The following is a 26,345-nucleotide window of genomic DNA, read 5'->3' on the forward strand; positions in this document are numbered from 1 at the left end:
CTATCAACTGTGTCAAAGATATGAAGAATTGTTAAGCAGAATAAGAACCACCCTTGCCAGCAGAGACTTTTGCACCTTTTTTCCAAGCATAAGAGTAGCTTTTTTGCCAGGTAGCTGATTTTCTCTTACGAATTGAAGTACCTATATGGTTATGAAATTCGTAAAATGCTGTCATAAGGGTATCAAAATTCTCTTTAATCCGTCGATTTGACTTTGACTCTATCCGACAAAAAGTAATAAAAAGAAAGTACCAACGTCTTTCTTTAACAAAGTGCCTCTTTTCTAATAATTTATATTTCTTAATTTCTATTGAATTACGTTGCTCCTCAAGAACTAACTTTGTCGTTCCATTTGGATTTTCTACTAAATGAGATTTTTTGCCTGAGTTAATCATTTCCTTGATTTTGGGAAGTGATTTTTCATAATGATTTTGTAGACAAGGTAAAAACTCATCTTCTGCTTCTTCTTCCAAAAATGCGAAGAACATTTCCAAAGGAGATTGAAAAGGATACTTAAAAGGTAAATTTGCTTTTAGACATTTTTCTCTAAATTGCTGTTCAACAACCTGTACCAATTTCCATAAACCCATCAGATAGTTCATCCATCGTTGGTAGTGTTCACAAATATGAGCGTTAATTTGCTTATTATCAGCAATAATGTCAAATGGATTATGTTGGATAGAATAACTTTCTTTCCAAAATACTGATAGTAATCCATAGTTAAGCCTTAACCTCAACCACTCGATTCGTTGCTCATCTGTTTTTGCTTGAGATAGTAGTCTATCGGAGGGTAATTGGGCTAAATAGTCGGCAATCATGTCCATACTAATAATTTAATAATATTAGTTCGATTTTGTAACCAAACTGAAAAGTTTCTTACTTTTCAGTCGGTGATAATTTGTTGCGTAGCTACCGTAACTAGGGCTTAATTTAGTTTTTGTTTTTGGATTTGTTCCCATTCTCCTTGAATAGTTTGTAATGCCTTCAAGGTGCGATTTAAACGAGCTTTTTTTAACTCAGGAGTCTCTTTCTGGAATAAACTCGGAGAATTTATTACTTTATGTAGTTCAGATTGAGTAGAATGCAAGCGATCGCTCAAACAGCGTTCAAAAACTTCACCATCACCATTGCTCACATTTTCTACTAATTGGCTATATATATACTCTTTAGAACTGATTTGATCGTTGAGGGTGGTATTAACAATTTCCTCGATTAACTTGTGGTAGGAGTCAGATAAGGAATCAGATAGTGCGGCTGGCGTAGGTTTTGCTGCTAGATTATTTGTTTCAGAAGTAGAGGAATCGGATATTTCTTCTTTAATTGGGGTTACGAAAGTTTCCTCAGAACTAGGGGATTCTTCTTTAGTTGATGTTGGTAAAGTTTTCCGATAATTTGTAGGTGAAGAATTTGCATTAGAATTAGATAAGTAATAATCTGCTAAAGACCCACAGAGAAACTCTTCACGAAAGCGGTTTATTTTGGCACGTGACTGGATTTTGCGATAACGACGTTTCTGATACCATAAACCAGAAATAAGTAAGCCTGCGATCGCTCCTATACCAACTCCTGTCATCCCAACCTTGACATCTTCTAAAGCTTGATTTTGTTGCTCAGATTCAGCAGTCGGATTGGAAGATGCACTTTCAGCAATAGCATAGTCACTCGTTGAACTTAGCTGCACGCTAGTGGCGATCGCCGCAGCCGACAGTATCAATTTAAATACTAACTTTGATTTCCACATAATTTTACGGTTTAAAATATGTTATCTATTACTAAAGACTAACCGTCTCCCCAAAAAGTAAATAGTTAATAATCAAACTAACTAGATCCCTCTTTTATTAAAGAAGTTCCACTCCAGTTATATAAAAAATCAACTTTGTCAACCGTAGTTTCCAGAAAACGTTCTTATTTTTTAACATTATTTACGCATTTAGGAATCTTGACAAAACCATAGATTAATACCATTTCTCCAACTATGTGCATCAGATGTTTCGTAAAATAGTTATGATTTATCGCGATCGCATAATCAAATGGCATTGAGTTCGGTAGGCAATGGTCGAGGATGTGCGATCGCTGCTAAACTCTCTTTGATATCGCATATTGCTGGACAATCTCCGAAAACTTACTCCATGAATATATTACCTTATAGCGATGCCATGCAGCGATCGCATTCTTTAACGCAGAAATTTACTGATAAATAAAAATTAAAAGCGAACAAATATCACAATACAAAATTATTACTTTGGGGATCTAATAGGCAGAATAACCCATTATATCTGTAACCGATGTGCCTCCAGTAACGAAGTAAAAAAAGCATCATAAAAGCTTCGCAATCTCGCGTATTAAAAAAAAGTAGATGCATGTTAGTGTTTTAATCTCATTGTCTTCCCTTCGAGGCTTTCCCTATGCATCTGCACTATTTACACCCCCAACACCTTGAAGAATTAGTCAAGAGTAGTGGTATAGACTTACACTTAGTGCATCTCAATTTTAGGTCGCTTCAAGGTGTAACTGCTTATGAGTACCTGTTGATTTCTGAACTACTCCCCCGTACCAATACCGGAATGGTGAAAAGTAGTTGGTTACAGCGTTATGCTCACATCACAGAAGGTGGTTGGTGGTGTTCGGGACTAGACCCTCTGAATAATTGGCAAATAATGGAATGGGGATGCTTTAAGCCAAACCAACCCCGACAAAATCACAATGGCAAATCCATCAAGTACGAGCATCCCCCCAGCACGCCAACGCGAGTGTTTTGTTTGCGGGTAACTTTGCAAGTGTGGCAGCAAGTCGCTGGGCATTATAATCTAGTCATGCCTGACAACATCACCATTACTGATGATGGTGAAGCTGGAGGCTTTTGGCAATGGGTGATGCAACAAAACATCCCTCTGATTATCTGCGAGGGTGTAAAGAAAGCAGCTACCTTATTGACGCAAGGATATGTAGCTATTGCCATTCCCGGAGTTACCAGTGGTTATCGGGTTGTTAAAGATGAATTTGGCAAAGTTACCCGTCGTCAGCTAATTCCAGATTTAGCAGCGTTTGCGATGACAAAGCGCAATTTTTACATTTGCTTTGATTTTGAAACTCAACCCAAAACAATTGCTGCTGTAAATAATGCTATTTCTCAACTTGGTTGTTTATTCCAGCAAAAAAATTGCTCTGTAAAAGTCATCGAACTTCCAGGAATGGAAAAAGGGGTTGATGAGTTTATTGTTGCTAAAGGTGCAAATAGCTTCGAGAAAGTTTATCGCCAAAGTGTTGATTTAGAAATTTATCTTGCTCAAAGCAAACCTCATACCGAGTTAAGCATTCCTGCTGCACTCACCTTCAACCGTCCTTATATAGGTGAAATACCCTTTCCCACTTCTGGATTAATAGGAGTAAAATCAGCAAAAGGAACGGGTAAAACTACAGCACTGCAAGGCGTTGTTCAGCAAGCGAAAACTAGAAATCAACCTGTTTTATTAATTACTCACAGAATCTTACTTGGACGATTTTTGTGTGAAAAAATTGGTATTCAATGGGGAACACATAAGGAAGATGGGGAGAAAAAGATTAATAAAACGCTTACCCCCGCTCCTCCTCTACTCCGCTCTCTCTTTCCTCAGCAATCTCTAGGCTTGTGCATTGATTCGATTTGGAAGCTTAACCCGGAAAATTGGCGTGGAGCAATAGTAATTTTAGATGAAGTAGAGCAATCTTTATGGCATTTGTTAAATAGTAATACTTGTAAGCACAAGCGAGTAAAAATATTAAAGCTATTCCAGCAACTAATTTCCACAGTTTTAACAACTGGTGGATTAGTAATTGCTCAAGATGCTGATTTATCAGATGTTTCACTTGAATACTTACAGGGATTAGCAGGAATTAAGTTAACACCTTGGGTAGTTCTCAACCAGTGGAAGCCTCAGCAAGGTTGGGACGTGACTTTTTATGACTCACCGAATCCAACACCGCTAATTCACCAACTCGAATTGGATTTACTTGCGGGACGTAAATGTTATGTTACTACCGATAGTCGGGCTGGACGTTATAGTTGTGAAACAATTGAAGGTTATCTGAAAGAGCGGCTACAAAAATTACGACGGCAATTTCCTAAAACTCTCATAGTTAGTAGTCATACTACTAACACACCTGGTCACGCAGCAGTTGATTTTATCGCAGCAATTAATCAAAAAATCTCTGAATATGATGGCGTTTTTGTTACCCCTAGTCTTGGTACTGGGATTAGTATTGATGTCCAACATTTTGACCGAGTTTATGGTATTTTTCAAGGGGTAATTCCTGACTCGGAAGCAAGACAAGCGTTAGCAAGAGTTAGGGATGATGTGCCGCGTGTTGTCTGGTGTGCTAAACGAGGTATTGGTTTAATTGGTAGTGGTAGTACAAATTATCGCTTGTTATCTGATTGGTATCAAGAAAATCAAAAAGAAAACTTAGCTTTGCTGAGTCCCATGCATAAAATAGATGTGGATTTACCTTTAGTTTATGACCCAATTCATTTGCGAACTTGGGCAAAGCTATCTGCAAGAGTAAATGCTTCTATTCGCCTCTATCGACAATCGATGCAAGATGGTTTTATTGCTGATGGGCATCAAATTCAGATACGGAGTAATGCTGTTCATAATAATATTATTCGAGATTTACGCCTTGCGTTTTTGGCAACTGACGCTGATGATTTAACAACCCGCAGAAGATTAATTTTAGAAATTGTCAAGGTTCAAAAAGATTGGGTACAAAGTCGTCAAAAAGCTAAAGAAATTAAACGTAAAATTAAAGAAATTAAGCAGCAAAATCAACTAGGAGTAGCATCTGCTATAGCCAATACTAAAGATATCAATTATATAGAATACGAGCAATTGTTAGTTAAGCATTCCCTAACGAATGGAGAACGTAACCAAATCAACAAATATGTTCTCAGACAGAGGTATGGTGTAGAAATTACTCCTTGGCTGAAATTGCAGGATGATCAAGGATATTATCATCAACTGTTAATTCACTATTATTTAACTCATGAGAGCGAGTACTTTCACGTTAGAGATGAGCAAGAATGGCATCAGCAATTGTCTTGGGGTGAAGGGAAAGTTTTTCTCCCAGATTTAAAAACTTATACGCTCAAAGTTGAAGCTATGAGAGCTTTAGGAATGCTTCAATTTCTTGAAGAAAAACAAAAATTTACTGAGAACAATTCAGATTTGATATTGCTGAAAAATATTGCTTGTCAGCATAGTAAACATATTAAAAGAGTGCTTGGGATTAATTTAGTTGGCGATCAAGAGCAAGTTTCGGCAATAAAAATACTTAGCAAATTACTAAATTTATTGGGTTTAAAGCTTAAGCGAATAAATGAGGTTTATCAAATCGATTTAGAAACGTTATGTGATGGCAGGGAAAAAATATTTGCTGTTTGGTATCAACGAGATGAGTTGATGTTGGCTAAAGCTAAGAATATTGGTTATAAGTTGCCTGATTATTCTTCAGCTTGGAAGTTTGAAATTCTACAAACGAAGTCTGAAAAGACAGACAAAATATTATCTACGTCCACTCTCCTATTATCTAAGATATAGTAATTGCATGGTAACAGAGACTCAACGCCTGAAGAACAATCGCAAAATCTGTTAGCCAGATTACAACACCAAGGAATTGACCCAAACACGGTTTAAACAGTTGAGATTTAACTGCTATTTAATCATTAGATAAAATAATAAAATATGAAAGTTAGAAATAACATATAGTGATGATTAGTTAATCTCTGCTTTTAAATAAATTTTGTTGCAACAGGTACAATAGTAGTTAGAATGACTTTCAAAACATATTGTTAACAATCGCGATGCTTTAGGCTAAGGAATGTCAAAAGCAGAAAAAATTATATGAATACTGAAGATTTTTTCAACCAAGGATTAAACCACAATTTGCAAGGAGACTATCAAGCCGCGATCGCAGCTTACACCCAAGCAATCAAGTCAAATCCTGACTATGCCGAAGCCTACCATAATCTAGGGCTGATTTTAAGCGGTCAACTCAAAGATTATCGCAGTGCGATCGCTAACTTCAATCGCGCCATCGAAATCAATCCCAATTTTGCCATAGCCTTTTACAACCGGGCCAATGCTCGTTACTTTTTAGCGGATTATCAAAACGCGATCGCCGATCATAACGTCGCATTACAAATCGATCCTAATCTGGCGCAATCTTACCACAGCCGGGGGAATGCCTACTTCGCTTTAGAAAACTACGATAAAGCGATCGCAGATTATATCCAAACAATAGAAATGAGTACTCAATTAGCTGATAATATCAATATTGATATTGCTAATGCTTATCATAATCGGGGCGTAACTCGTTTTGAACATGGTGATCGCCAAGGTGCGATCGCAGATTTCCAGCAAGCTTTACAATGGTATCCCCATTTTGCCGCAGCTTACAGCAATCGCGGCAATATTCACCATATTTTAGGCAATTATCAGGAAGCGATCGCTGATCATAACCAGGCATTACAATTAGATCCTAACTTGGCGGAGGCTTATCATAACCGAGGTAATGCTCACTACGCTTTAGCAGATTATCAAAGTGCGATTGCAGATTACAACCACGCCTTAAAAATCAATTCTAACTTTGCTGGAGCGTACTATAATCGGGGTTTGGTGCTTGCTCACCTGAAAAACTATCACAGAGCAATTGAAGACTTTAACCAAGCATTAAAGCTGAATCCTGATGATGTGCAAGTTTATTGTGAGCGCGGTTTGGTTCGTAGTACTCTTGAAGATTACGAGGGTGCGATCGCAGATTATGACCAAGCATTACAAGAAAACCCGACTCTAGCTTTAGTATACGGCTTTCGGGCAAATGCTCGTCGCCGATTGGGAGAATATCAAGGTGCAATTGAAGATAGCAATCGCCTTTTACAACTCAATCCTAATTTAGCTGAAGGATATTGCGATCGCGCGGCGGCTCGTCGTTCTTTAGGAGATCATAAAGGAGCAATTAAAGATTATGATCGAGCATTGCAGATTAATGATAACTTAGCCGCAGCTTATTATGGTCGGAGTATTGCCCGTGAAGCTCTGCAAGATTTACAGGGAGCAATTGATGATAACACTCAAGCTATAGAGCTTGTTCCTGATTTTTCTGAAGCGTACTGCAATCGGGGAAATGCTCGTCGTCTTTTAGGAGATGAACAAGGAGCGATCGCAGATTATAATCAAGCATTAAAAATTAATCCTGATTTAATTGAAGCATATTACAACCGAGGTTCAACCCATTATGCTTTAGAAGCTTATGAAAGTGCGATCGCAGATTATACCCAAGCTTTGCAAATCAATCCCCAATCTGCTGCATTTTACAGCGATCGCGCCAATGCTCGCTATGCCCTAGAAGATTATCAAGCAGCAATAGAAGATTACAGTCGAGCGATCGCTATCGACCCCAGCTTTGCCGAAGACTGGTACAATCGGGGTCGTAGCCGTTCTCTGTTGGGAGACTTACAAGGAGCGCTTGCAGACTTAAACCAAGCCTTACAACGTCAGCCTAATTGGGCTTCAGCTTACATTCTCCGGGCAGATGTCTACAGAAATCTGGGAGACTCTCAAGGAGCAATTAAAGATTTCCAGAAATCCGCAGACTTATATTACCAAGAAGGAAATATTCAATATTACCAACAAATTATTGAGCTAATTGAACAGCTTCAATCGCGCCTATCGGCAGGATAGCTATATTGCTACTATCGAGATTTTGGAAATCAACCGTTGTGAGTTCATGCCAGTAGTACTTTGACATTGTTTAGGAGGGTATTTGAAATAGTACGGTAGAGTCAACTAAAGTTAAAACGGCTGTAAATGCAGTAGGAACAGAAATTGTAGAATTGATTTCTACAGAAATACTAAAACTTTCTCGAAGACAATTGCATCAACCCACACATCTGAGTTGTAAATTAGTTCTCCCACTTGTTGATATCCTCGACTTTTATAGAAACACAAGAGCTTTGGGTGTGTCTTCACTCCATCCAAGCGTACAGCAGAGTAACCGCACTCAATCGCAAGCCTCTCAATAGCTTGCATACACCATGTTCCTATCCCTTTGCCTTGCCAAGATGGAAGTATTGCTAGTTTATGTACGTATACTGCCGGAACATCTGATATCTGCCAAAGAATGTTTCCATACTTGATGTAGCTCAATGGAGCCGTTGTCATCATCTCAAGTGTGAAAGTGCCCACTAGGTTCTCGCCGACTATAACGGCGTAAACCTCCTGCTCCATAGCATCGTGGAGCATTTGCTCAAGTGGATAATTTGGCGGCATCCAGTGACTCAAACCGAAGCGGTCTTTCATATCAAGACCGCAAGCCACCAAGATTTGGTGAAGGGATGGAACCTCAGATATGCTGGCGTGTTGGAAACAGAGTTGTTTGCTATCGCTAACCATAGACAGTTCCTCTAAAGACACATATTGCCTTACATAAAGTGGCTGCCCAGGCGTTCGGCATTAGATTTCCCCATGCTCCCTAGTAGTTTTTTCTACTTAAATCGCCAGTCACATGAGGGGGTTGATGGTTTTAGCTAATCTTTTAGCCATCAACAATATTAAATATATTAATCGCAATCTGCACTAAATGTTCCTAATTTGTATAGAGAATTAAAACTTAGTCTACTGAGATTGAAATTTTACAGATGGATAATATTTGGGTTGGTGTTATTAACACATGCTTGCACTATTTTACCTGTGCCATGCCATCAGAAGTTGCAGAAGCCTTCCATAAAACGGCGGTCAATCCAATCTTTGTAACGCCACAAGAGTTTGTCGGGTGGTAAAGTAAAAATACCTCTGGTTGCGATTGCTTGTTTGTCTCCTGTACCAATTAAACTCAAATATTGTTTCTGTGGCTTATAAGGTTTGAGCGACTTACTTAATAAAATTCGCTGCAAATTCTCAAATAAAGGTTTACCTTGTCTAACAGCAAACACCCCAGCTTTTGGACGCGGATGATTTATGATTGTGGCAATGTCACCAGATGCAAATACCTGCGGGTGCGTTTGAGATTGCAATGTATCTTCTACCAAAATAAAATCTTGCTCATCAGTTCCTAGTCCAGCGTTTTTTAACCATTCGGGTGCTGATGCTTGTGTTACCCAAAAGATTTTATTGCACTCTACCGTTAACCCAGATTCACATTTAATTTCAAATACTTCTTTAGTTTCCTTCAGTGCGATTGGTACAATTTTACATACAGTTTCTTTAAGATATAACTTAATACCTCGGTCAGTTAAAATTTGCTGAAGTTGACGCTGCACTGATTGATGATAATTGGGCATCAGTTCTTGTCTACGCTGAAATAAATGAATTTCTAGGTTTTGAATAGGTTGTTGAGTTTCATGAAAAATCCGATGTAAACGAGATTGCATCGATAGCGTTAATTCTACACCGCCAGCACCTCCACCTACGATCGCAATCCTAATTAGTTCTTGAGGATTTTTACCTACGGTTTCAACTAATTCATGCCAATGCTCTAATAGCTGCGATACTGGTTTAGCTGCGATCGCATATTTTGCCGCACCTGATACAGATATTCTAGCCGGAGTGCTGCCAATATCTATAGACAGTACATCAAAATCTACCACAAGTCCGTTAGCACAGAGAACTTTGTTGTTTTTCAAGTCTAGGGCAACTACCGTGTCAATATACAATTGTGCTTGAGCAAAATTCGCCAAGGGTCGCAAGTCAATATGGCATTCATTGTGGCTGTAAAATCCGGCAATGTGTCCTGGTAACATCCCAGAGTAGGCTGTCTCTGATGCTGTGGTAATTAACGTTAAACGTACTCCTGTTAACGGTTTGATGCCGAACATTTTCATCACAATAGCATGGCTGTGACCGCCACCAATTAATACCACATTTTGAACTATTGGCTGTATATTTTGCTGCATTATTATATTCTTTTTTAGTTAATTATTGATTATAAGTAAATCAAACTTATCATGAGATTGGCTAATTATCAGTGAAGACTCAAGACTATTGAATCCAACTTATTATTGGGAATGACAAGAGGATGTATGCTTATATCTACTTCCTCAAAATTTACAGCACTTTTTTTAATTTGCATTAATTATTAATATTTTGAATACCATGAAAAATATCTCATTAAAAACTCACATCCAGATACCAAGAACATTCCTACGGATACCTATTTTCCAGGAAAAAGTTAAACAGAATCAGTATCAATCGCTAAAACGACGCTTAAGAATAGCAAGCAAACAACTAAAAAATAACACCATAGAAACCAATCTAGCTGTAATTAATGATTTAGAGCAAATTGCCCATAATCATCGACAGTACCATTGGACGGTCGTAGACATTCTTACTACTTTTGTACGCAAAAATGCTGCTTATATACATCAAGAGGAAGTAACGAGCAACCTGTCAACAAAAATTCCTTTAGATATTCAAGCCGCACTAACTGTTATCGTTAAAAGAGATGCAAACGAAGACCCAGTAAATAAGCAACTTGATTTGAGCTTCACAGATATGAGAGGAGCCAACTTGAAAGGGGCGAATTTACAACAGGCAAATCTCTATCAAGCTAATCTAGCTGGAGCTAATCTCAGCAAAGCTAATCTAGCTGGGGCAATACTTAGTGCAGCTGACCTTTCTGGAGCTAATTTATATCTAGCGAACTTAGAAGGAGCAATACTTAGTGCAGCTAACCTTTCTGAAGCTAACCTTTCTGGAGCTAACCTGTATCGTGCTAGTTTATATCTAGCTAGCTTGCATGGAACAATTCTCTATGACACCATACTTGATGACGCAAACCTCAGAGAAACCAAATTCTCTGAGTAACATCATATCCGTTTGATTACTTACAACAGTTTTTATTTGCATGAAGTACAAAGTTACGGATTTTGAGGCAGAGGCAGGAGGGAAGAGGTAGAAACTCTTAACTAAAGAGACGGGATTAAGCAGGAGAATGCAAGTTAATGAAAATTTTTTCTATCCCCCATTCCCTCTTTTGAGGGTAATTCGTAATTCTTGTACTGCAAGCGTTTTTTTGTGTCGTGACGTAAAATTATATTCGATATCATTGCTTAGTTCAATGAGTGTTTTGACACCTATTATAATTTTCTGCTAAATGCTATACTATTTTCCCTCAACATCTAAGTAATAATTCTAGGTTGTAAGGAAAATTTTTATCATGTCTTCTAAAAAGACAGACGCTCTTTTTAAGTGGTTGATAACTTTAACAGCTATATTTGGCTGCTCGCTGACTGTAATTTTCTTCGTCTTGTCCAGTATTAAAGAATTGTCAATTCAAGAAAAAATCCAATATAGAAACCAAGCTTTAACAACTACTGCAATAGTTTTTCTGGCATCGGCAGCAATGTTTAATACTTATTATGCAGCAAGGCGTGCCCAAGCGATGCACAAGAGTGCGATCGCATCTGAGAAAAACTTAGAAATTGGTCTGCAAAATGCCAAACTCAATCAAGACAGGTTGATTGCAGAGCGCTTTATGGGCGCAATTGCCCAGCTTGGCCATGAAAAGGTGGAAACTCGCACAGGCGCAATTTATGCTTTAGAAAGAGTTGCTCAGGATTTTCCTCAAGAACACTGGACAATTATGGAAGTTCTCACAGCCTTTGTGCGAGAGAATGCACCCATCCAGAACGAAAAAGGAGAGCAACAAAAGCCGGAATATCAAGGAGCAGTTTACCCAAGTAAGAGTAGAAGTGGGTCGCGTCTGACACCGCAGGTAGATCAAAATCTTCATGAAGAATTTCCCAAAATACGCACTGATATTCAAGCAGCCCTGACTGTTATCGGCAGACGTAATTTACTCGAAGACCCAAAAGATCAGAAACTTGATTTACGTAACACCGATATTAGACAAGCAGACCTACTAAAAACTAACCTGCAACAAGCTGATTTGCGTGGGGCTGACTTGAGTGGGGCTGACTTACGTGAGGCTGACTTAAGTGGAGCAGACCTTACTGGCGCTAAACTTATTAGGTCGATTCTTTATGGAACCAAATTACTAAAAGCTAGTTTATATGGAGCCAACCTTTGTTGGGCTAACCTAAATCGTGCTGACCTCTCTGGAGCAAACCTGCGTTCAGCCAACCTCTCTGGTGCAAGTCTGCGTGCAGCTAATTTACAGGGAGCGAACCTTTATAAAGCTAACTTCCAACAAGCGACCTTAAAAGTCGCTAACCTTTCTGGAGCAAAGTTATTTTTAGCTAACTTGCAAGGAGCAAAATTGGGTAAAGCCAACCTTCACCAAACAGGTTTGATTGGTGCTAATCTCTGTGGCGCAAACTTAAATGGAGCTAACCTTTCTGGGGCTAATTTGAATGCAGCTAAACTCCACCAAACAGAAGTCTATTTTGCCAACCTTTCGGAAGCTAGCTTAACGGAAGCTGACCTCTATCAGGCTAATCTGATTGGAGCAAACCTGTATAGGGCAAGCTTTTATCAAGCTAACCTAACTCAAGCAAATCTCATGGGAGCTAACTTTTCAGAAGCTAATCTCAGTGATGTCAAATTGGAAGGGACTATTTTGACAGGAGCGAAAAACTTAGAGTTGCAGCAGATTAGAGAAGCACTTGGCGATCGCACCACTCGCCTACCTGATTATATCGAAGCACCGACACATTGGCGGCAATCGGGTTAAGCGATCGCAGCATCATTCGTTATTTGGGCGTATTCTACCGATTTCAATTAATGCTATAGTTTTTACCAAAAGTCTCCGTAAATATTTAGGAGATGAGGAAGACTAAAGCTATGTCTGATAACAAGACAGACACACTTAAAGATTGCTTGATAATTATAGCTGTTATATTTATCGTTTTTTTAATTGCTGTTATCTGGGTATTTTTATTTTCTGATTTTGCATTTTTGAATCCTAAAGGTTTAGAAACAGAGCAAAGGCTAGATTATGGAACTAAAGCCTTAACAACTCTTGGGACGATTTTTGGTGGATTTGCAGTATTAATCAATGCTTATTATGCAGCAAAGCGTTGGGAAGCTATGGATAAAAGTGCTGAGGCTGCAAATAAAACTGCTGAAGCTGCACTCCAAAATGCTAACGCTGCACAAGACAAGCAAATCACAGAGCGCTTTGCTAAGGCGATTGAACAGCTTGGAAATGAAAAGATTGAAGTGCGATTAGGGGCAATTTATACTTTAGAACGAATTGCTAAAGATTCCAAAGATGATCACTGGACAATTATGGAAGTCCTCACGGCTTTTGTGCGGGAGAATGCTCCGTTAAAAAAAGACGAGGAGCAGGAATCAACAAAAATTCGCACTGATATTCAAGCAGCCCTTACCGTTATTGGACGCCGCAATGCCGAGAATGAGCAGGAAAAACAAAGCCTGGATTTAAGTAATATCGATATCAGGGGGGTAAACCTCATTAAAGCCAACTTGGAAAGAGCAGACTTCATTTCAAGCAATTTGGAAGGAGGATTGCTCATGCAAGCTAGATTGCAAAATGCAGAATTCTACAACGCTAACCTGCGGTCAGTAGTCCTTTCCGAAGCCAATCTGCAAAAAGCATACCTTTCTGGAAGCAAGCTGCAACAAGCAAACCTTTATAAAGCAAACCTACAAGGGTCATTTCTTCCAGGAGCAAACCTGCACCTGGCAAACCTTATTGAAGCCAATTTACAAAAGACAAACCTTTCTGGAGCCAAAAACCTAGAACAACACCAGATTGAATTGGCAATTGGCGATCGCACAACCATCCTACCAGAAAATCTTCAACCACCCGAACATTGGAACGCTTAAATCTCACCCTTAGATACTGAGACTTGAACCTTTAAGACAAAAATAATCACTCAATCTGAAGAAGTTTTTTCCGAAATAGCCGCTTTATCCTCTGTATAATCACTGAAATGGGCAAGAGCGTTAGACTGATTTCGGGTAATTTGTGATGAAACTAGATTTAGTCAGGTTTTTTCAAGCTTGCAACCCCAGTAAAACTCTGGTCGTGAGCAAACCGGAGGATAGACAATATTATATTGATTTCTCTAAAGTGCGTGGTGCCAAGATTATTGAGGAACTTGGGCGAACTATCACCCGCCTTTCACCTGAGCAACCCACTTGTCAATTGTTTACCGGACATATCGGTTGTGGGAAATCCACTGAATTACTGCGGCTAAAGGCAGAGTTAGAGCAGCAGGGATTTCATGTGGTTTATTTCGAGTCTAGCCAAAGCCTGGATATGGCTGATATTGATGTTACAGATATTTTATTAGCAGTAGCTCGTGAAGTTAGTCAAAGTCTGGAAGCAATAAAAATTAACCTCAAGCCAGGATACTTTCAAACTCTGTTTACTGAACTTGGTGAATTTTTGCAAACGCCAATAGAACTTGGGGGAGAGTTATCTGTAGGTATTGCCAAAATTACTGCCAAAACTAAAGATAGTCCCAAACTCCGCTCCCAGTTACGGCAATATTTAGAACCGCGCACCAACGGCATTTTAGAATCAATAAACAAAGAATTGCTCAAGCCTGCTAGAGAAAAACTCAAGCAGCAGGGTAAAAAAGGACTGGTGGTAATTATAGATAATCTCGACAGAGTAGATAATTCTCAAAAACCTTCCGGTCATTATCAGCCAGAATATCTCTTTGTGGAACGGGGCGAACAGTTAAACCAGCTAAATTGTCATGTTGTTTATACCATTCCGTTAGTGTTGATTTTTTCCAACGCTTTAGGAAGGTTAACAAATCGCTTTGGCGCAGACCCCAAGGTTTTGCCGATGGTTCCTGTAGAATTACAAGATGGTTCACAATTTTCACAAGGAATTACGCTGCTGCAACAAATGGTGATGGCGAGGGCTTTTCCTGGTGTCAGTTGGGAACAAAGTCGGAATTTAATTACTGAGGTTTTTGATAGTCCTGATACTTTAGAGCGACTTTGCCAAGTTAGCGGCGGTCATTTGCGTAACTTGTTGATGTTATTGTTTCGCTGTCTTCAGCAAGAAGACCCACCTTTGTCGCGGGAGTGTGTGGATAGGGTGATTAAACAACGCCGCAATGAGCTAACTTTGGCAATTACGCCTGATGAATGGGAATTACTACGTGAGGTAGCGCAAGCGAAAAACTTGAGAGGTCATGAAAGATACGAACTTTTGCTCCGCAGTATGTTTGTATTTGAATACCGGAATGAGGATGGTTCATGGTTTGATATCAATCCAATTTTGGCACAAGCCAAAGAATTTAGGTTATAAATCCCCTATAGAGGCGTAGAGTTGTACGCTCTTAGCTATCAGGTATTTTGTAAAATGACACAACGTTAGCAGTGTCAGCAATTACGGGAACCGTATCAACAAGTCCGGGAGTTATATCAGCAAGTGCAGGAGCTATATCAACAAGTGCGGGAGTTATATCAGCAAGTGTGGGAGCTATATCAGCAAGTGCAGGAGCTACATCAGTAAGTGCGGGAGCTATATCAGCAAGTGCGGGAGCCGTGTCAGTTGTCATCTTCACAACTACAGCTTTTTACAACTAGCAATAAATCGTCCTTTCTGCCCCCTGCCCCCTGCCTCCTACCTCCTGCCTCCTGCCCCCTGCCCCCTGCCTCCTGCCTCAAAAACCGTAACTTTGTACTTCATGCAAAACAAAACTGCTGTATGTTATGAGTAATCAGCAAGAACCGGAAAATTTAGCCTTTGACAATGAGGGTTCATTACAAACTTTAGTCAGAGCAATTACCTTTTCTCAGGGGCAATTTTCGCTGATTATATTGCGCTGTAATTATGTTGCTTTACGTCAGCGCATCGTAGAACGGCTGCACCAAGTCTCTCCTGTGGAAATATGCGAAATTACCTTACCTGCATCAGTCAAAACGCTTTACACAAATATAAGCGAACAACTGGGAGATGAACAGCCACCTGCGTTGATGATTGTTGGTTTGGAGTCGGTTAAAGATATTGATACAGTTCTGACTTCAGCTAACCAAGTACGGGAGGAGTTTAGAAAGAACTTTCCGTTTCCGATATTGTTGTGGGTTAATAATTCAGTTCTGCAAAAACTTATTCGATTAGCAACTGATTTAGAAAATTGGGCAACTATCATTGAGTTTGAAAACCCTACTGATGAGTTAGTCAACTTCCTTCAGCAAAAAAGTGACAAAATCTTTGCTGATGATGTAACGCCTAATCCCCAAATGTGCCGGGAACTAGAAACCGCCCGTCAAGATTTGCAAAATCGAGGAGAAGTGTTAGAAGCAGCACTTCAAGCAAGTTTAGAGTTTTTGCTTGGTTTAAATGATTATCTACATGACCAGATAGATTCTGCTCTATCACATTATCAACAAAGCTTGGGGTTCTGGCGACAAAGTAATTATTTAGAGCGACAAGGTATATTACTCGTTAATATTGCTTCAGCTTATAACCGCCAATCTGAAAAAAACCAAATAGAAAATCAACGCTATTGGCAAGAGTCGAGAAATTACTTTCAGCAAGCTATTGAAATTTTTGAACAAGCACAACGTTCAGATTTAGTTGCAAAACATATTACTAAACTGGGTGAAGTACTACGAGATTTGCAAGCATGGTCAGAGTTACAAAACCTTGTGGACAAGTCTCTGCCGCTACATCAAAATTATGGCACGCCGTTGCAATTGGCTAAAGATTATGGTTTTTTGGCAGAAGTAGCCTTAGAACAGTCACTCTGGAATGAAGCTTATCAACTTGCGGGGCAATCATTGCAAATATTAGCTAATATCCCTAATCTTCAATCAGATGAATTGGGATTGTATCGGTTTATTTTAGCAAAATCTCAACAGGGTTTAGGTCAAGCTCAAGTAGCAATTAATAGTTTAGAAACTGCAAAGTTTGAAAGCAATCATCAGTACAATCCACAATTATATATATCTATATTAGAAAGGTTGCGCTTACTCTACTTTGAACAAGGTGAATATCTGAAAGCTTTTAATATTAAGCAAGAACAATTACAAATCGAACAACAGTATGGCTTTCGCGCTTTTGTTGGTGCATCTTATCTCAACCCACAGCGACAAGCAATTAATTCTATACAGTTACAACTTGAAAATTCTGAAACCATTGCTCAAGAAATTGCCGCCTCTGGTCGGGGGCAGGATGTTAAGCGGTTGCTTGAAAGAATTAGTGGGACTGAGCATAAATTGATTGTCATTCATGGTCAATCAGGAGTCGGTAAAAGTTCAATTTTACAAGCAGGATTAATTCCGACGCTTCGACAAGAAGCTATTGGCGAGCGAGATGCCTTACCTGTTCTTTTGCGAACTTATACAGATTGGGTAAAAATGTTAGGAAAGTCTTTAGTAGAGGCTTTTGATAAAGTAAGAGATAACAAATCTATCCAACTAGATTCAATAGCAGCAATTTTGGAACATCTCAGAGAAAATGCTAACCGAAATTTGTTAACAGTTTTAATTTTTGACCAGTTTGAAGAGTTTTTCTTTGTTTACACAAATCAAGTTACAAGACAAAGCTTTTATGAATTTTTACGCGTCTCTTTAGATATTCCTTTTGTCAAAATTATATTTTCGTTACGAGAAGATTATTTACATTATTTATTAGAATGTGAACGTTTGAGTTATATGTCAACAATAAATAATGATATCTTAACAAAAAGAAATCGTTATTATTTAGCTAATTTCTCACGACAAGAAGCTAAAAATGTTATTCACAATTTAACTGAGAGAACGCATTTAGATTTTAAACCTGAGTTAATTGAGCAATTAGTAAATGATTTAGCAGGTGAAACAAGAGAAGTTCGGCCTATTGAGTTACAAATAGTAGGAGTACAGCTACAAACAGATAAAATAACTACTTTAGAAAAGTATTATCAATTTGGCACAAAGGAGAAACTTCTCCAGCGTTTTTTAGAGGAAGTATTAAGGGATTTTGGTTATGGTAATGAAAATACTGCCGAATTAGTGCTGTATTTGCTAACAAATAACAATGGTACTCGTCCTATTAAGACATACGCTGACTTGAAAGCTGGTTTAGGAGCAGATTCAGACAAATTGGATTTAGTCTTAGAAATTTTAGTCAAATCAGGATTAGTATCTTTGTTCCCAGAATTTTACGGCAACCGCTATCAACTTGTTCATGATTATTTAGTTGATTTGATTCGTCAAAAGATAGAATTTTCTATTAAAAAAGAAATTTTTAATAATAAAACTTTCCTTCAAACAAATAATATTTCGGTAGTACCACAGTCATTAAATATACTATTAACTTCCAAAAGAACTATTATAACTAATATTGACAATAAAATAATAACTAATTCTATTGGCAATAAATTAGTTATTATTTTAAATAAACTATTAAATCAAATCAAACAAGTATTAAAATATATATTTATTTTAAATCCTTTGTGGAGGAAAATAATTTTTAATGCTGCTTTGGTGATAACGTCAATTTTATTTTCTATTGGAATTTACTCGACTAATCAAGATAAAATATCTCTTGGATTGATAGGATTTGGAGGTATTATAGCTGGCTATTTAGCTTATAAAAATAATCAACAAAAAGACAACCTAATCCTTCAGATTTATGAGCAAGAGATACGTATAAACCAGTTGCAAAATACGTTAACAGTAAATGAGATTAATCCCAGAACGGCAATGCAACTTGATAGTAATACTGTTATCATAAATAAATTATTGAACAAGCGTTACAAAATTATTAAAAATCTTAGTTCTGGAGGTTTTGGTAGGACTTACCTTGCGGAAGATATGAATCATTTAGATAATCCTCTATGTGTAGTAAAGCATTTGCAATTAGAACATAAGGAGGCTCAATTTTTAGAAGTTGCTAGACGTTTATTTAAAAATGAAGCTGATATTTTAAATATTCTAGGACAACATAATCAAATTCCAAAACTACTAAATTATTTTGAAGATAATCAGCAATTGTATCTTATACAAGAGTATATTTATGGGCATTCTCTTCAAGAAGAATTAACTTATGGTAAATTTTTACTAGAACAGCAAGTGATCAATATACTTGAAGATGTGTTGCAAGTGCTGGTTTTTGTTCATAATCATGGTGTGATTCATCGAGATATCAAACCTAGTAATTTAATTCGGCGAGAAGATAATGGAAAACTTGTGTTAATTGATTTTGGTGCTGTCAAACAAATTCAGACTTTACAATATGAGACGATAGCAGTGGGTACTATGGGTTATGCACCTCCTGAGCAGTTGGTAGGTCATCCAAGACTAAACAGCGATATTTATGCTTTAGGAATGATTGCTATTCAAGCATTAACTGGGCAATTTCCTAACCAACTCCAGCGAGAGGAGAACACAAATACACTAATTTGGCGAGAAATTTCCAAAACTAGTCATAAATTGGCTGTGGTCTTAAATAAGATGGTGTCTTACGACTTTCGTGAGAGATACCAGTCAGCTAAAGAGGTTTTACAAGATTTAACAATGTAGAAAAGGACGCAAAGAAATGGTCGAGACCTCAAATCAGACTTGCTTTGGTAAAATTTTGAGGCGATCGCAGCACTTTCCTTAATTATCTCAGGCGATCGCTTTGCACAATCATACACACTTTAGATGTGTACAATAAAATTGCCGTGCAAGACAAAGCGAAACATTATGCATCGCCGGATTAACATTATCTTGCCAGATGAGACAATTGAACTAATTGATCGAGTCATTGAAAAAGGCGATTCTTCAGAGTAGACGCTATGCGATCGCAGTAGATTCATCAATGAAGCTATGCAATATTATATTGCTCAGAAAACCTTAGCCAATTTTAGAGAACAGTTAAAAGAGGGAGCCATCCAACGCGCAGAACGTGATTTGGAGTTGGTGAAGTTTTATTGAGGCAATATCTGGCGACAAGCCGAGGCAGCATCTACGCATCTTCTAAAATTATCTCAGGCGATCGCCATCTCTTCTCTAACCTTCTTCTCCTCTCATGGGATGATGAAGTAAAAGAAATAGGGGATTGGGTAATATGGCAATTTACGATGACTCAGAAGATTTGCTACAGCACTATGACTCTTCTATTCTGGGCGCAAATTTAAATACTAAAAGGGTAAGCGATTCTCCAGAGGAGAGGCTACGCCAACGCAGTCAATTCATCAACGAAGTTGTGCAATATCGTATTACTCAAAAAGCCTAAATTACAGCCAATCACTTTTAAAATCTTCTCTAAGTAAGAGATAATAAACACGACATCTGTATTATCCTAGTTATCCTATGGGGATAAAATACAGAAATGTCTCTAACAAAGCGGCTGGAAACTTTAGATTTCATTTGGAAACTTCGTCAGCAGCTTAATCTTTCTCAAAAACAGTTTGCTGCTAAAGTGGGAGTTCATTTCAAAACAGTTAATCGTTGGAAGAATCAGCATACAGTCCCTTCATCCATAGCACTAAAATTAATAAAAGAAATGTTACCGAAGATGGATGAACCCGGCAAAAGACTGCTAAATCAGTATTTTCTAGAAGCAGAGTAGGGTTATGAGTCGTAAAGCGAAGGTATCTCAATCCCAAAACATCTTTGCTGGCGGTAGAAACAAGGGCGCAATCATTCGGGAGCAACTGCTGCACTATTGTATTGCTTTGCTATCCGTTGCCTTAGCAGTGGGACTAACGCTGCTGCTCCGTCCATATTTCACCGCAGTACCTACGGCAATATTTTTGGCTGCGGTGATGGTGAGTGCCTGGTACGGGGGTTTCGCACCGGGACTACTTGCAACTGTTTTGTCTACTTTGATAATCAACTACTTGTATCTTCATCCGCTTTCTTTGCTGAAGATTACAACAAATGTGGACATTTCAGTGCGGCTAGTTGTGTTCACGATCACAGCAGGGTTAATCATCTGGCTCAACGAATCACGCCGCATAGCCCAAAGAAAAGCTGAAGCGAACCTGAAGTCATTACGCGAAAGTGAGGCACGGTTTGGTTGCTTAACCGAGTCTAATATTATTGGGGTGATTGTGGTCAATCTCAATGGCTTAATCATTGAAGCCAATGATGCCTTTCTAAAAATGCTCAATTATACCCGCGAGGATTTGCGTTCTAGTCGAATCCGCTGGGGCGAGATCGTTCCACTCGAATACATTGAGGTGAGCGAGCGAGCGATTCAAGAACTGACAATTACTGGGAGTTGTAAGCCCTTTGAGCAGGAATACATCCGCAAAGACGGCTCTCTAGTTCCGGTTTTACTTGGTTTTGCCAAACAAGGAGATCGGACAATCATTGGTTTTGCTCTTGACTTGAGCGAACGCAAACAAGCCGAAGCAGAAGCCCAGCATCGCTCCCACCAAGCAGAAGTCGCCCAAAGCATTTTACAATTGCTCCTAGAACACGTCCCAGAGGGAATTACTATTACTGGCGGTTCCCCTGATTTCCCAATCATCGCTAACAGCAAACTCGCACAAGAGCTTTTGGGCAGAGCGAGTGAATCTCTCGTTGGCATATCTTCTGAGTCTTATGTTCAGCTCTACAATCTGTTTCTCGCTGATGGTATAACGCCCCTCACCTTAGAGCAACTACCTTTATACCGTGCGACGCGCTATGGTGAAACTATCCGCAATCAAGAATACATTATTGAACGTCCAGATGGTACTGCAATTACAGCGATCGCTAACGTTGTACCAATTCGAGATTCCCAAGGTGAGATTATTGGTGCAATAGATTGCTGGCGCGATATCACCAACCGTAAGCTCATAGAAGAAGCACTGCGGCAACGAGAAACAGAACTTCGTTTAATTACAGATACGTTGCCAGTTCTGATTTCCTTTGTAGATTCAGAACAACGCTACCGCTTCAACAACCGAGCATATCAAGATTGGTTTGGGCATCCGGCGGCAGATATATATGGAAAGTATATTTGGGAAGTTGTGGGTGAACCTGCATATCAAGGAATTCGTCGCTATGTAGAACAGGTACTAGCAGGAGAACAGGTTACATTTGAAAGTGAAATACCTTATAAAGATGGTGGGACACGCTACGTTAATGCCATTTATATTCCCCAGGTTAATAGACAGGGAATCGTTGAAGGGTATGCAGCCTTAGTCACCGACATTAGCGAACAGCAAGTTGTACTACGCAAACGCCAGCAGGCAGAAGCAGCGTTGCGTGAAAGTGAAGCTCGCTTTCGCCAAATGGCAGACACCACTCCCATACTGGTGTGGATGTCCGGCACTGACACACTTTGTAACTACTTTAATAAATTCTGGCTAGATTTTACCGGGCGGACTCTGGAGCAAGAGATGGGCAATGGGTGGGCTGAAGGTGTACATCCCGATGATTTTCAGCGTTGCTTAGATACATACATCAATGCCTTTGATGCCCGACAAAAATTTACAATGGAATATCGCCTCAGACACTTTGATGGCGAACACCGTTGGCTTTTGGATACTGGTGTGCCACGCTTAACACCAACAGGGGAGTTTCTTGGCTATATCGGCTCCTGTGTTGATATCCACGATCGCAAGTTAGCAGAAGAAGCGCTACGTGACAGTGAGGAGCTATACCGAATTTTAACAGAGGTATCACCACAAGCAATTTGGATGGGCGATCGCGATGGTGGTATTACCTATTGTAATCAATACTGGTTAGACTATAGCGGATTGACAATGGAGCAGACCGTTGGCTATGGCTGGATTTATGCCATTCACCCTGATGATCGCGATCGTGTCTTAAAAACTTCCATGCAGGCTGTTGCTAACGCCACAGAGTACGAAGTAGAAGTTCGCTTCCGGCAAGTTTCTGATCGTAGCTATCGTTGGCATATTGTCCGGGGTTTACCATTTCGAGATCAAAGCGGACAGATTATCAAGTGGGTGGGCATTGCCAGCGACATTCACGAGCGCAAACTTGCCCAAGCCTCTCTGCAACAACTCAATGAAATCCTAGAGCTGGGAATTCACGAACGCACTGCCCAACTCGAAGCCGCTAATAAAGAACTCGAATCCTTTTCTTACTCAGTTTCTCACGACTTGCGGGCACCGTTACGCCACATCGCCGGATTTGTCGATTTGCTTCAGAAGCGCCAAACTTCAACCAGCTTAGATCAAACAAGTCAGCGCTATTTAAGAATAATTGCCGAAACTGCCAAACGGGCAGGAATACTGATCGATGAGTTGCTGACATTTTCTCGCATGGGGCGCACGGAAATGCGCTACATCAACCTCAATATGGAGGAATTGGTACAAGAAGTAAAACGCGACTCGATCGCAGAAACCCCAAAATGCACAATCATTTGGCACATCGAGCCACTGCCAGAAGCGCAGGGCGATCCCTCCATGCTGCGGCTGGTGCTTCGTAACCTGATCGGCAATGCCGTAAAATATACCCAGACTCAAAACCCAGCAGAAATTACTATTGGAAGTATTGACAATGAAAACGAAGTTATCTTTTTTGTACAAGATAACGGCATAGGCTTTAATATGCAATATGTACACAAGCTATTCGGAGTATTTCAACGTCTGCATAGCGACCCACAATTTGAAGGCACTGGTGTTGGATTGGCAAACGTGCAACGCATTATTCATCGGCATAATGGTCGAGTTTGGGCAGAGGCTATAGTTGACAGTGGCGCCACCTTTTATTTCTCGCTGCCTAAATTGTCCAAAAAGGAAAATGAATGAAAGAACTGAAGCGGATTCTGCTAATTGAAGACAGTGCCAACGATGCAGAGTTAATCCTTGCCGCTTTGTCAGAAAACCATCTCGCCAATGAAGTAGTCGTGGTACGTGATGGAGAAGAAGCATTAGATTATCTTTATCGCCGGGGGTTGTTCCGGTTGCGAATGGAAGGGTATCCTGTGGTAGTGCTGCTCGATTTGAAATTGCCTAAAATTGATGGGTTAGAAGTGCTGACACAACTCAAATCTGACCCAGTAATGCGAGTAATTCCAGTGGTGGTACTGACTTCTTCCCGCGAGGAACCGGATTTGGTTCGCTGCTATGAGTTAGGGGTTAATGCTTATGTTGTCAAGCCTGTAGATTACCATGATTTTGTCGATTCTATTAAAGGTGTTGGCCTGTTTTGGGCAGTGATCAATCAGCCTCCGGTTGGTGCTTTACCTGCGGCACCTCATCATCAAAAGGAGAGCAAATGATGAATATCCTCCGTTTCCTTCTTTTGGAAGACAGCGTGTTAGATGCAGAGCTAACCCAAGCGATACTAACCGAAGGGGGAATTGATTGCCAACTGATCCGAGTCGAAACCGGTGCTGATTTTTTAGCTGCTCTGGAAACAGAAACTTTCGATTTAATTCTTGCCGATTATGCCTTGCCCTCTTTTGATGGAATTTCTGCCTTGGAAATTGCCCGAAATCGCACTCCTGAGATTCCTTTTATCTTTGTCTCTGCTGCTCTGGGTGAAGAATTAGCGATCGAAGCTTTGAAGAACGGTGCAACCGATTATGTATTAAAGCAACGACTAGGGCGGTTAGTTCCTTCAGTGCAACGGGCATTGCGGGAAGCTCAAGAGCGGCGTGAGCGCAAGCAAGTAGAAAAGTCTTTACAGGAGAGTGAAGCCAAGTATCGCCGAATTGTTGATACCTCTTATGAGGGAATCTGGATGATTGACTCTGAAGCCCGAACAGAGTTTGTGAATCAGCGGATATCTCAGATGTTAGGTTATCCGGCAGCAGAAATACTCGGTCGTTCTATATTTGATTTTATGGATCGGGCTGATGATGATACAGCCGACGAAGCGAAACTAAAGTGGTTCAAAGGAGAAGAGAGCGATCTCAAAGAAGGGCGATTGCGCTGCCAAGATGGTTCGTACATCTGGACACTGATTTCTGCCAGAACGATTTTGAATGAGCAAGGTGAGTGTTTGGGTGCGATCGCTATGCTAACTGATATCACCGATCGCAAACGCACCGAATCAGAACGCGATCGCCTTTTGCAACTCGAACAAACAGCCAGGGCGGAAGCTGAAGCTGCTAACCGAATCAAAGATGAGTTTTTGGCAGTACTTTCTCATGAATTGCGATCGCCTTTGAATCCGATTCTCGGTTGGGCAAGATTGTTGCAGAGTCGGAAATTTGATGAGGCATCGCTCAACAAAGCTCTGAAAACTATTGAGCGCAATGCCAAATTACAAGCTCAACTAATTGAAGACTTACTAGATGTTTCTCGCATCCTCCAAGGCAAACTCAGCCTCAACACGATTCCAGTCGATTTGGTATCCACAATTGAAGCCGCAATGGAAACAGTGCATTTGGCAGCAGAGGCTAAAACCATTGAGATTGAGACGATGATCGAGCCAAATGTGGGGAAAGTTTTGGGCGATTCAGCCCGCTTACAGCAAGTTTTCTGGAACCTTCTATCGAATGCCGTCAAGTTTACTGAGGCTAAGGGAAAAGTAAGTGTGCGATTGCAGCGTATCGACGCTCAAGCGCAGATTACCGTCAGCGATACAGGTAAAGGCATTCACCCTGACTTTTTACCTTATGTATTTGACTATTTCCGTCAAGGTGATAGTACAACAACTAGAAGGTTTGGTGGATTAGGGTTAGGTTTAGCAATCGCTCGTCACTTGATCGAGATGCACGGGGGAACGGTTGGGGCAAAAAGTCCTGGCGAGGACAAAGGAGCGATTTTCACAGTTAGATTGCCGCTGATCAAAGACGGGGCGACAATCGAGGATGACACAAAAACTGATTCCTCAACTGCCACTTTTACTTCTTCTCCACTAATGGGTTTACAAGTGCTGGTTGTTGACGACAATGATGATACCCGCGACTTTTTCAGTATTGTACTGCAACAGTTTGGCGCGATCGTCACCGCAGTAGCATCAGGATACGAAGCATTACAAGCCCTAACCCAGTCAAAACCAGATATCTTACTCAGCGATATTGGAATGCCAGAGATGAACGGCTATATGCTGATGCAACAGGTACGGACTCTGGAAGCAAAAATTGGAGGAAAAAAGATGCCGGCGATCGCTCTGACTGCTTACGCAGGCGAAATCAATCAGCAGTACGCATTAAGAGCAGGGTTTCAGCAGCACATCGTTAAACCTGTAGCACCAGAGGAATTGCTCATGGCGATTTCTAATTTAGTCCAATCTACTTAGGGTTTATTATCAACCTGAGTAATTAGATGAACTATGCTTAATATTACAGGTTTTAAACTATTCTTCACAAATAATAAAAAATCTGAGTAAATACTCTCGTAAATGTTGAGAAATATCTGGGGAATGGATAATTTTAGATTGCAAAGACGTGATTCATCGCGTCTCTTGTATAAACCGAACAGTATTGCGCCTCTGCAAATCTATAAATATCCCTCTTCTGTCACTTTCCGGAATAAGCAAGTAGTTTAGGAGCTAAATCATCCAGAAGCATAAGAGGGTTTAAATTGATTCATTGCAG

The 26,345-nt window shown here is 39.9% G+C and carries 18 protein-coding genes and 1 riboswitch; of the genes, 13 read left to right on the forward strand and 5 right to left on the reverse strand.

The window, feature by feature from the left end; all coding sequences use genetic code 11:
- Positions 1-31: 31 nt before the first annotated feature.
- Together V7K79_RS06065 and V7K79_RS06070 are read right to left on the reverse strand one after the other, a co-directional pair.
- A complete protein-coding gene (locus V7K79_RS06065) occupies positions 32-823 on the reverse strand; it encodes a hypothetical protein (protein ID WP_335045646.1) in 792 nt (263 codons plus the stop codon).
- A 101-nt stretch (positions 824-924) separates the two neighbouring features.
- The gene (locus V7K79_RS06070) at positions 925-1,740 is read right to left on the reverse strand and encodes a hypothetical protein (protein WP_335045648.1); all 816 of its coding nucleotides are present in this window, start codon (positions 1,738-1,740) and stop codon (positions 925-927) included.
- A gap of 289 nt (positions 1,741-2,029) precedes the next feature.
- On the opposite strand from V7K79_RS06070, the gene V7K79_RS06075 reads away from it, so the two are divergent.
- The 3 genes from V7K79_RS06075 (at position 2,030) to V7K79_RS06085 (ending at position 7,714) form a co-directional block, all read left to right on the forward strand.
- On the forward strand, positions 2,030-2,200 hold the full coding sequence (locus V7K79_RS06075; protein WP_335045650.1) for a hypothetical protein: 171 nt from the start codon (positions 2,030-2,032) through the stop codon (positions 2,198-2,200).
- A 204-nt stretch (positions 2,201-2,404) separates the two neighbouring features.
- Positions 2,405-5,572, forward strand: a complete 3,168-nt coding sequence (locus V7K79_RS06080) for a plasmid replication protein, CyRepA1 family (protein ID WP_335045652.1) — start codon at positions 2,405-2,407, stop codon at positions 5,570-5,572.
- A 303-nt stretch (positions 5,573-5,875) separates the two neighbouring features.
- The gene (locus tag V7K79_RS06085) at positions 5,876-7,714 is read left to right on the forward strand and encodes a tetratricopeptide repeat protein (protein ID WP_335045654.1); all 1,839 of its coding nucleotides are present in this window, start codon (positions 5,876-5,878) and stop codon (positions 7,712-7,714) included.
- Positions 7,715-7,873: 159 nt separating this feature from the next.
- Here the strand turns inward: V7K79_RS06085 and V7K79_RS06090 are convergent, their stop codons facing one another.
- Together V7K79_RS06090 and V7K79_RS06095 are read right to left on the reverse strand one after the other, a co-directional pair.
- Positions 7,874-8,425, reverse strand: a complete 552-nt coding sequence (locus V7K79_RS06090; protein ID WP_335045655.1) for a GNAT family N-acetyltransferase — start codon at positions 8,423-8,425, stop codon at positions 7,874-7,876.
- A 37-nt stretch (positions 8,426-8,462) separates the two neighbouring features.
- Positions 8,463-8,547: riboswitch (ZMP/ZTP riboswitch) on the reverse strand.
- Positions 8,548-8,733: 186 nt separating this feature from the next.
- The gene (locus tag V7K79_RS06095) at positions 8,734-9,924 is read right to left on the reverse strand and encodes an FAD-dependent oxidoreductase (protein ID WP_335045657.1); all 1,191 of its coding nucleotides are present in this window, start codon (positions 9,922-9,924) and stop codon (positions 8,734-8,736) included.
- Positions 9,925-10,123: 199 nt separating this feature from the next.
- Between V7K79_RS06095 and V7K79_RS06100 the strand changes: the two genes are divergently transcribed.
- The 4 genes from V7K79_RS06100 (at position 10,124) to V7K79_RS06115 (ending at position 15,224) form a co-directional block, all read left to right on the forward strand.
- On the forward strand, positions 10,124-10,834 hold the full coding sequence (locus V7K79_RS06100; protein WP_335045659.1) for a pentapeptide repeat-containing protein: 711 nt from the start codon (positions 10,124-10,126) through the stop codon (positions 10,832-10,834).
- Between the two features lie 352 nt (positions 10,835-11,186).
- Complete coding sequence (locus V7K79_RS06105; protein ID WP_335045661.1) at positions 11,187-12,662, forward strand: pentapeptide repeat-containing protein; 1,476 nt, start codon at positions 11,187-11,189, stop codon at positions 12,660-12,662.
- Between the two features lie 110 nt (positions 12,663-12,772).
- Entirely contained in the window at positions 12,773-13,780 is a 1,008-nt protein-coding gene (locus tag V7K79_RS06110; RefSeq protein ID WP_335045663.1) for a pentapeptide repeat-containing protein, read from the forward strand.
- A gap of 145 nt (positions 13,781-13,925) precedes the next feature.
- Entirely contained in the window at positions 13,926-15,224 is a 1,299-nt protein-coding gene (locus V7K79_RS06115; protein ID WP_335045664.1) for a P-loop NTPase fold protein, read from the forward strand.
- Between the two features lie 31 nt (positions 15,225-15,255).
- Here the strand turns inward: V7K79_RS06115 and V7K79_RS06120 are convergent, their stop codons facing one another.
- Positions 15,256-15,477, reverse strand: coding sequence for a hypothetical protein (locus V7K79_RS06120; protein ID WP_335045666.1), 222 nt, complete (start codon positions 15,475-15,477; stop codon positions 15,256-15,258).
- Between the two features lie 154 nt (positions 15,478-15,631).
- Here V7K79_RS06120 and V7K79_RS06125 point away from each other — a divergent pair, with 154 nt between their 5' ends.
- The 6 genes from V7K79_RS06125 (at position 15,632) to V7K79_RS06150 (ending at position 26,047) form a co-directional block, all read left to right on the forward strand.
- Positions 15,632-19,429: a protein kinase domain-containing protein gene (locus V7K79_RS06125; protein WP_335045671.1), complete on the forward strand. Its 3,798-nt coding sequence runs from the start codon at positions 15,632-15,634 to the stop codon at positions 19,427-19,429.
- A gap of 529 nt (positions 19,430-19,958) precedes the next feature.
- Positions 19,959-20,126 (forward strand): hypothetical protein, encoded by a 168-nt coding sequence (locus V7K79_RS06130; RefSeq protein ID WP_335045673.1) that lies wholly within the window; start codon positions 19,959-19,961, stop codon positions 20,124-20,126.
- A gap of 96 nt (positions 20,127-20,222) precedes the next feature.
- A complete protein-coding gene (locus V7K79_RS06135) occupies positions 20,223-20,462 on the forward strand; it encodes a helix-turn-helix domain-containing protein (protein ID WP_335045675.1) in 240 nt (79 codons plus the stop codon).
- Between the two features lie 4 nt (positions 20,463-20,466).
- Positions 20,467-23,604, forward strand: coding sequence for a PAS domain S-box protein (locus V7K79_RS06140; protein WP_335045677.1), 3,138 nt, complete (start codon positions 20,467-20,469; stop codon positions 23,602-23,604).
- On the forward strand, positions 23,601-24,077 hold the full coding sequence (locus V7K79_RS06145; protein WP_335045679.1) for a response regulator: 477 nt from the start codon (positions 23,601-23,603) through the stop codon (positions 24,075-24,077). The genes V7K79_RS06140 and V7K79_RS06145 overlap by 4 nt, the downstream gene beginning before the upstream one ends.
- Complete coding sequence (locus tag V7K79_RS06150) at positions 24,074-26,047, forward strand: hybrid sensor histidine kinase/response regulator (RefSeq protein ID WP_335045681.1); 1,974 nt, start codon at positions 24,074-24,076, stop codon at positions 26,045-26,047. Before V7K79_RS06145 ends, V7K79_RS06150 begins: the two co-directional genes overlap by 4 nt.
- The last annotated feature ends 298 nt before the right edge of the window (positions 26,048-26,345 follow it).

The organism is Nostoc sp. (assembly GCF_036917575.1).
Lineage (GTDB): Bacteria > Cyanobacteriota > Cyanobacteriia > Cyanobacteriales > Nostocaceae > Nostoc.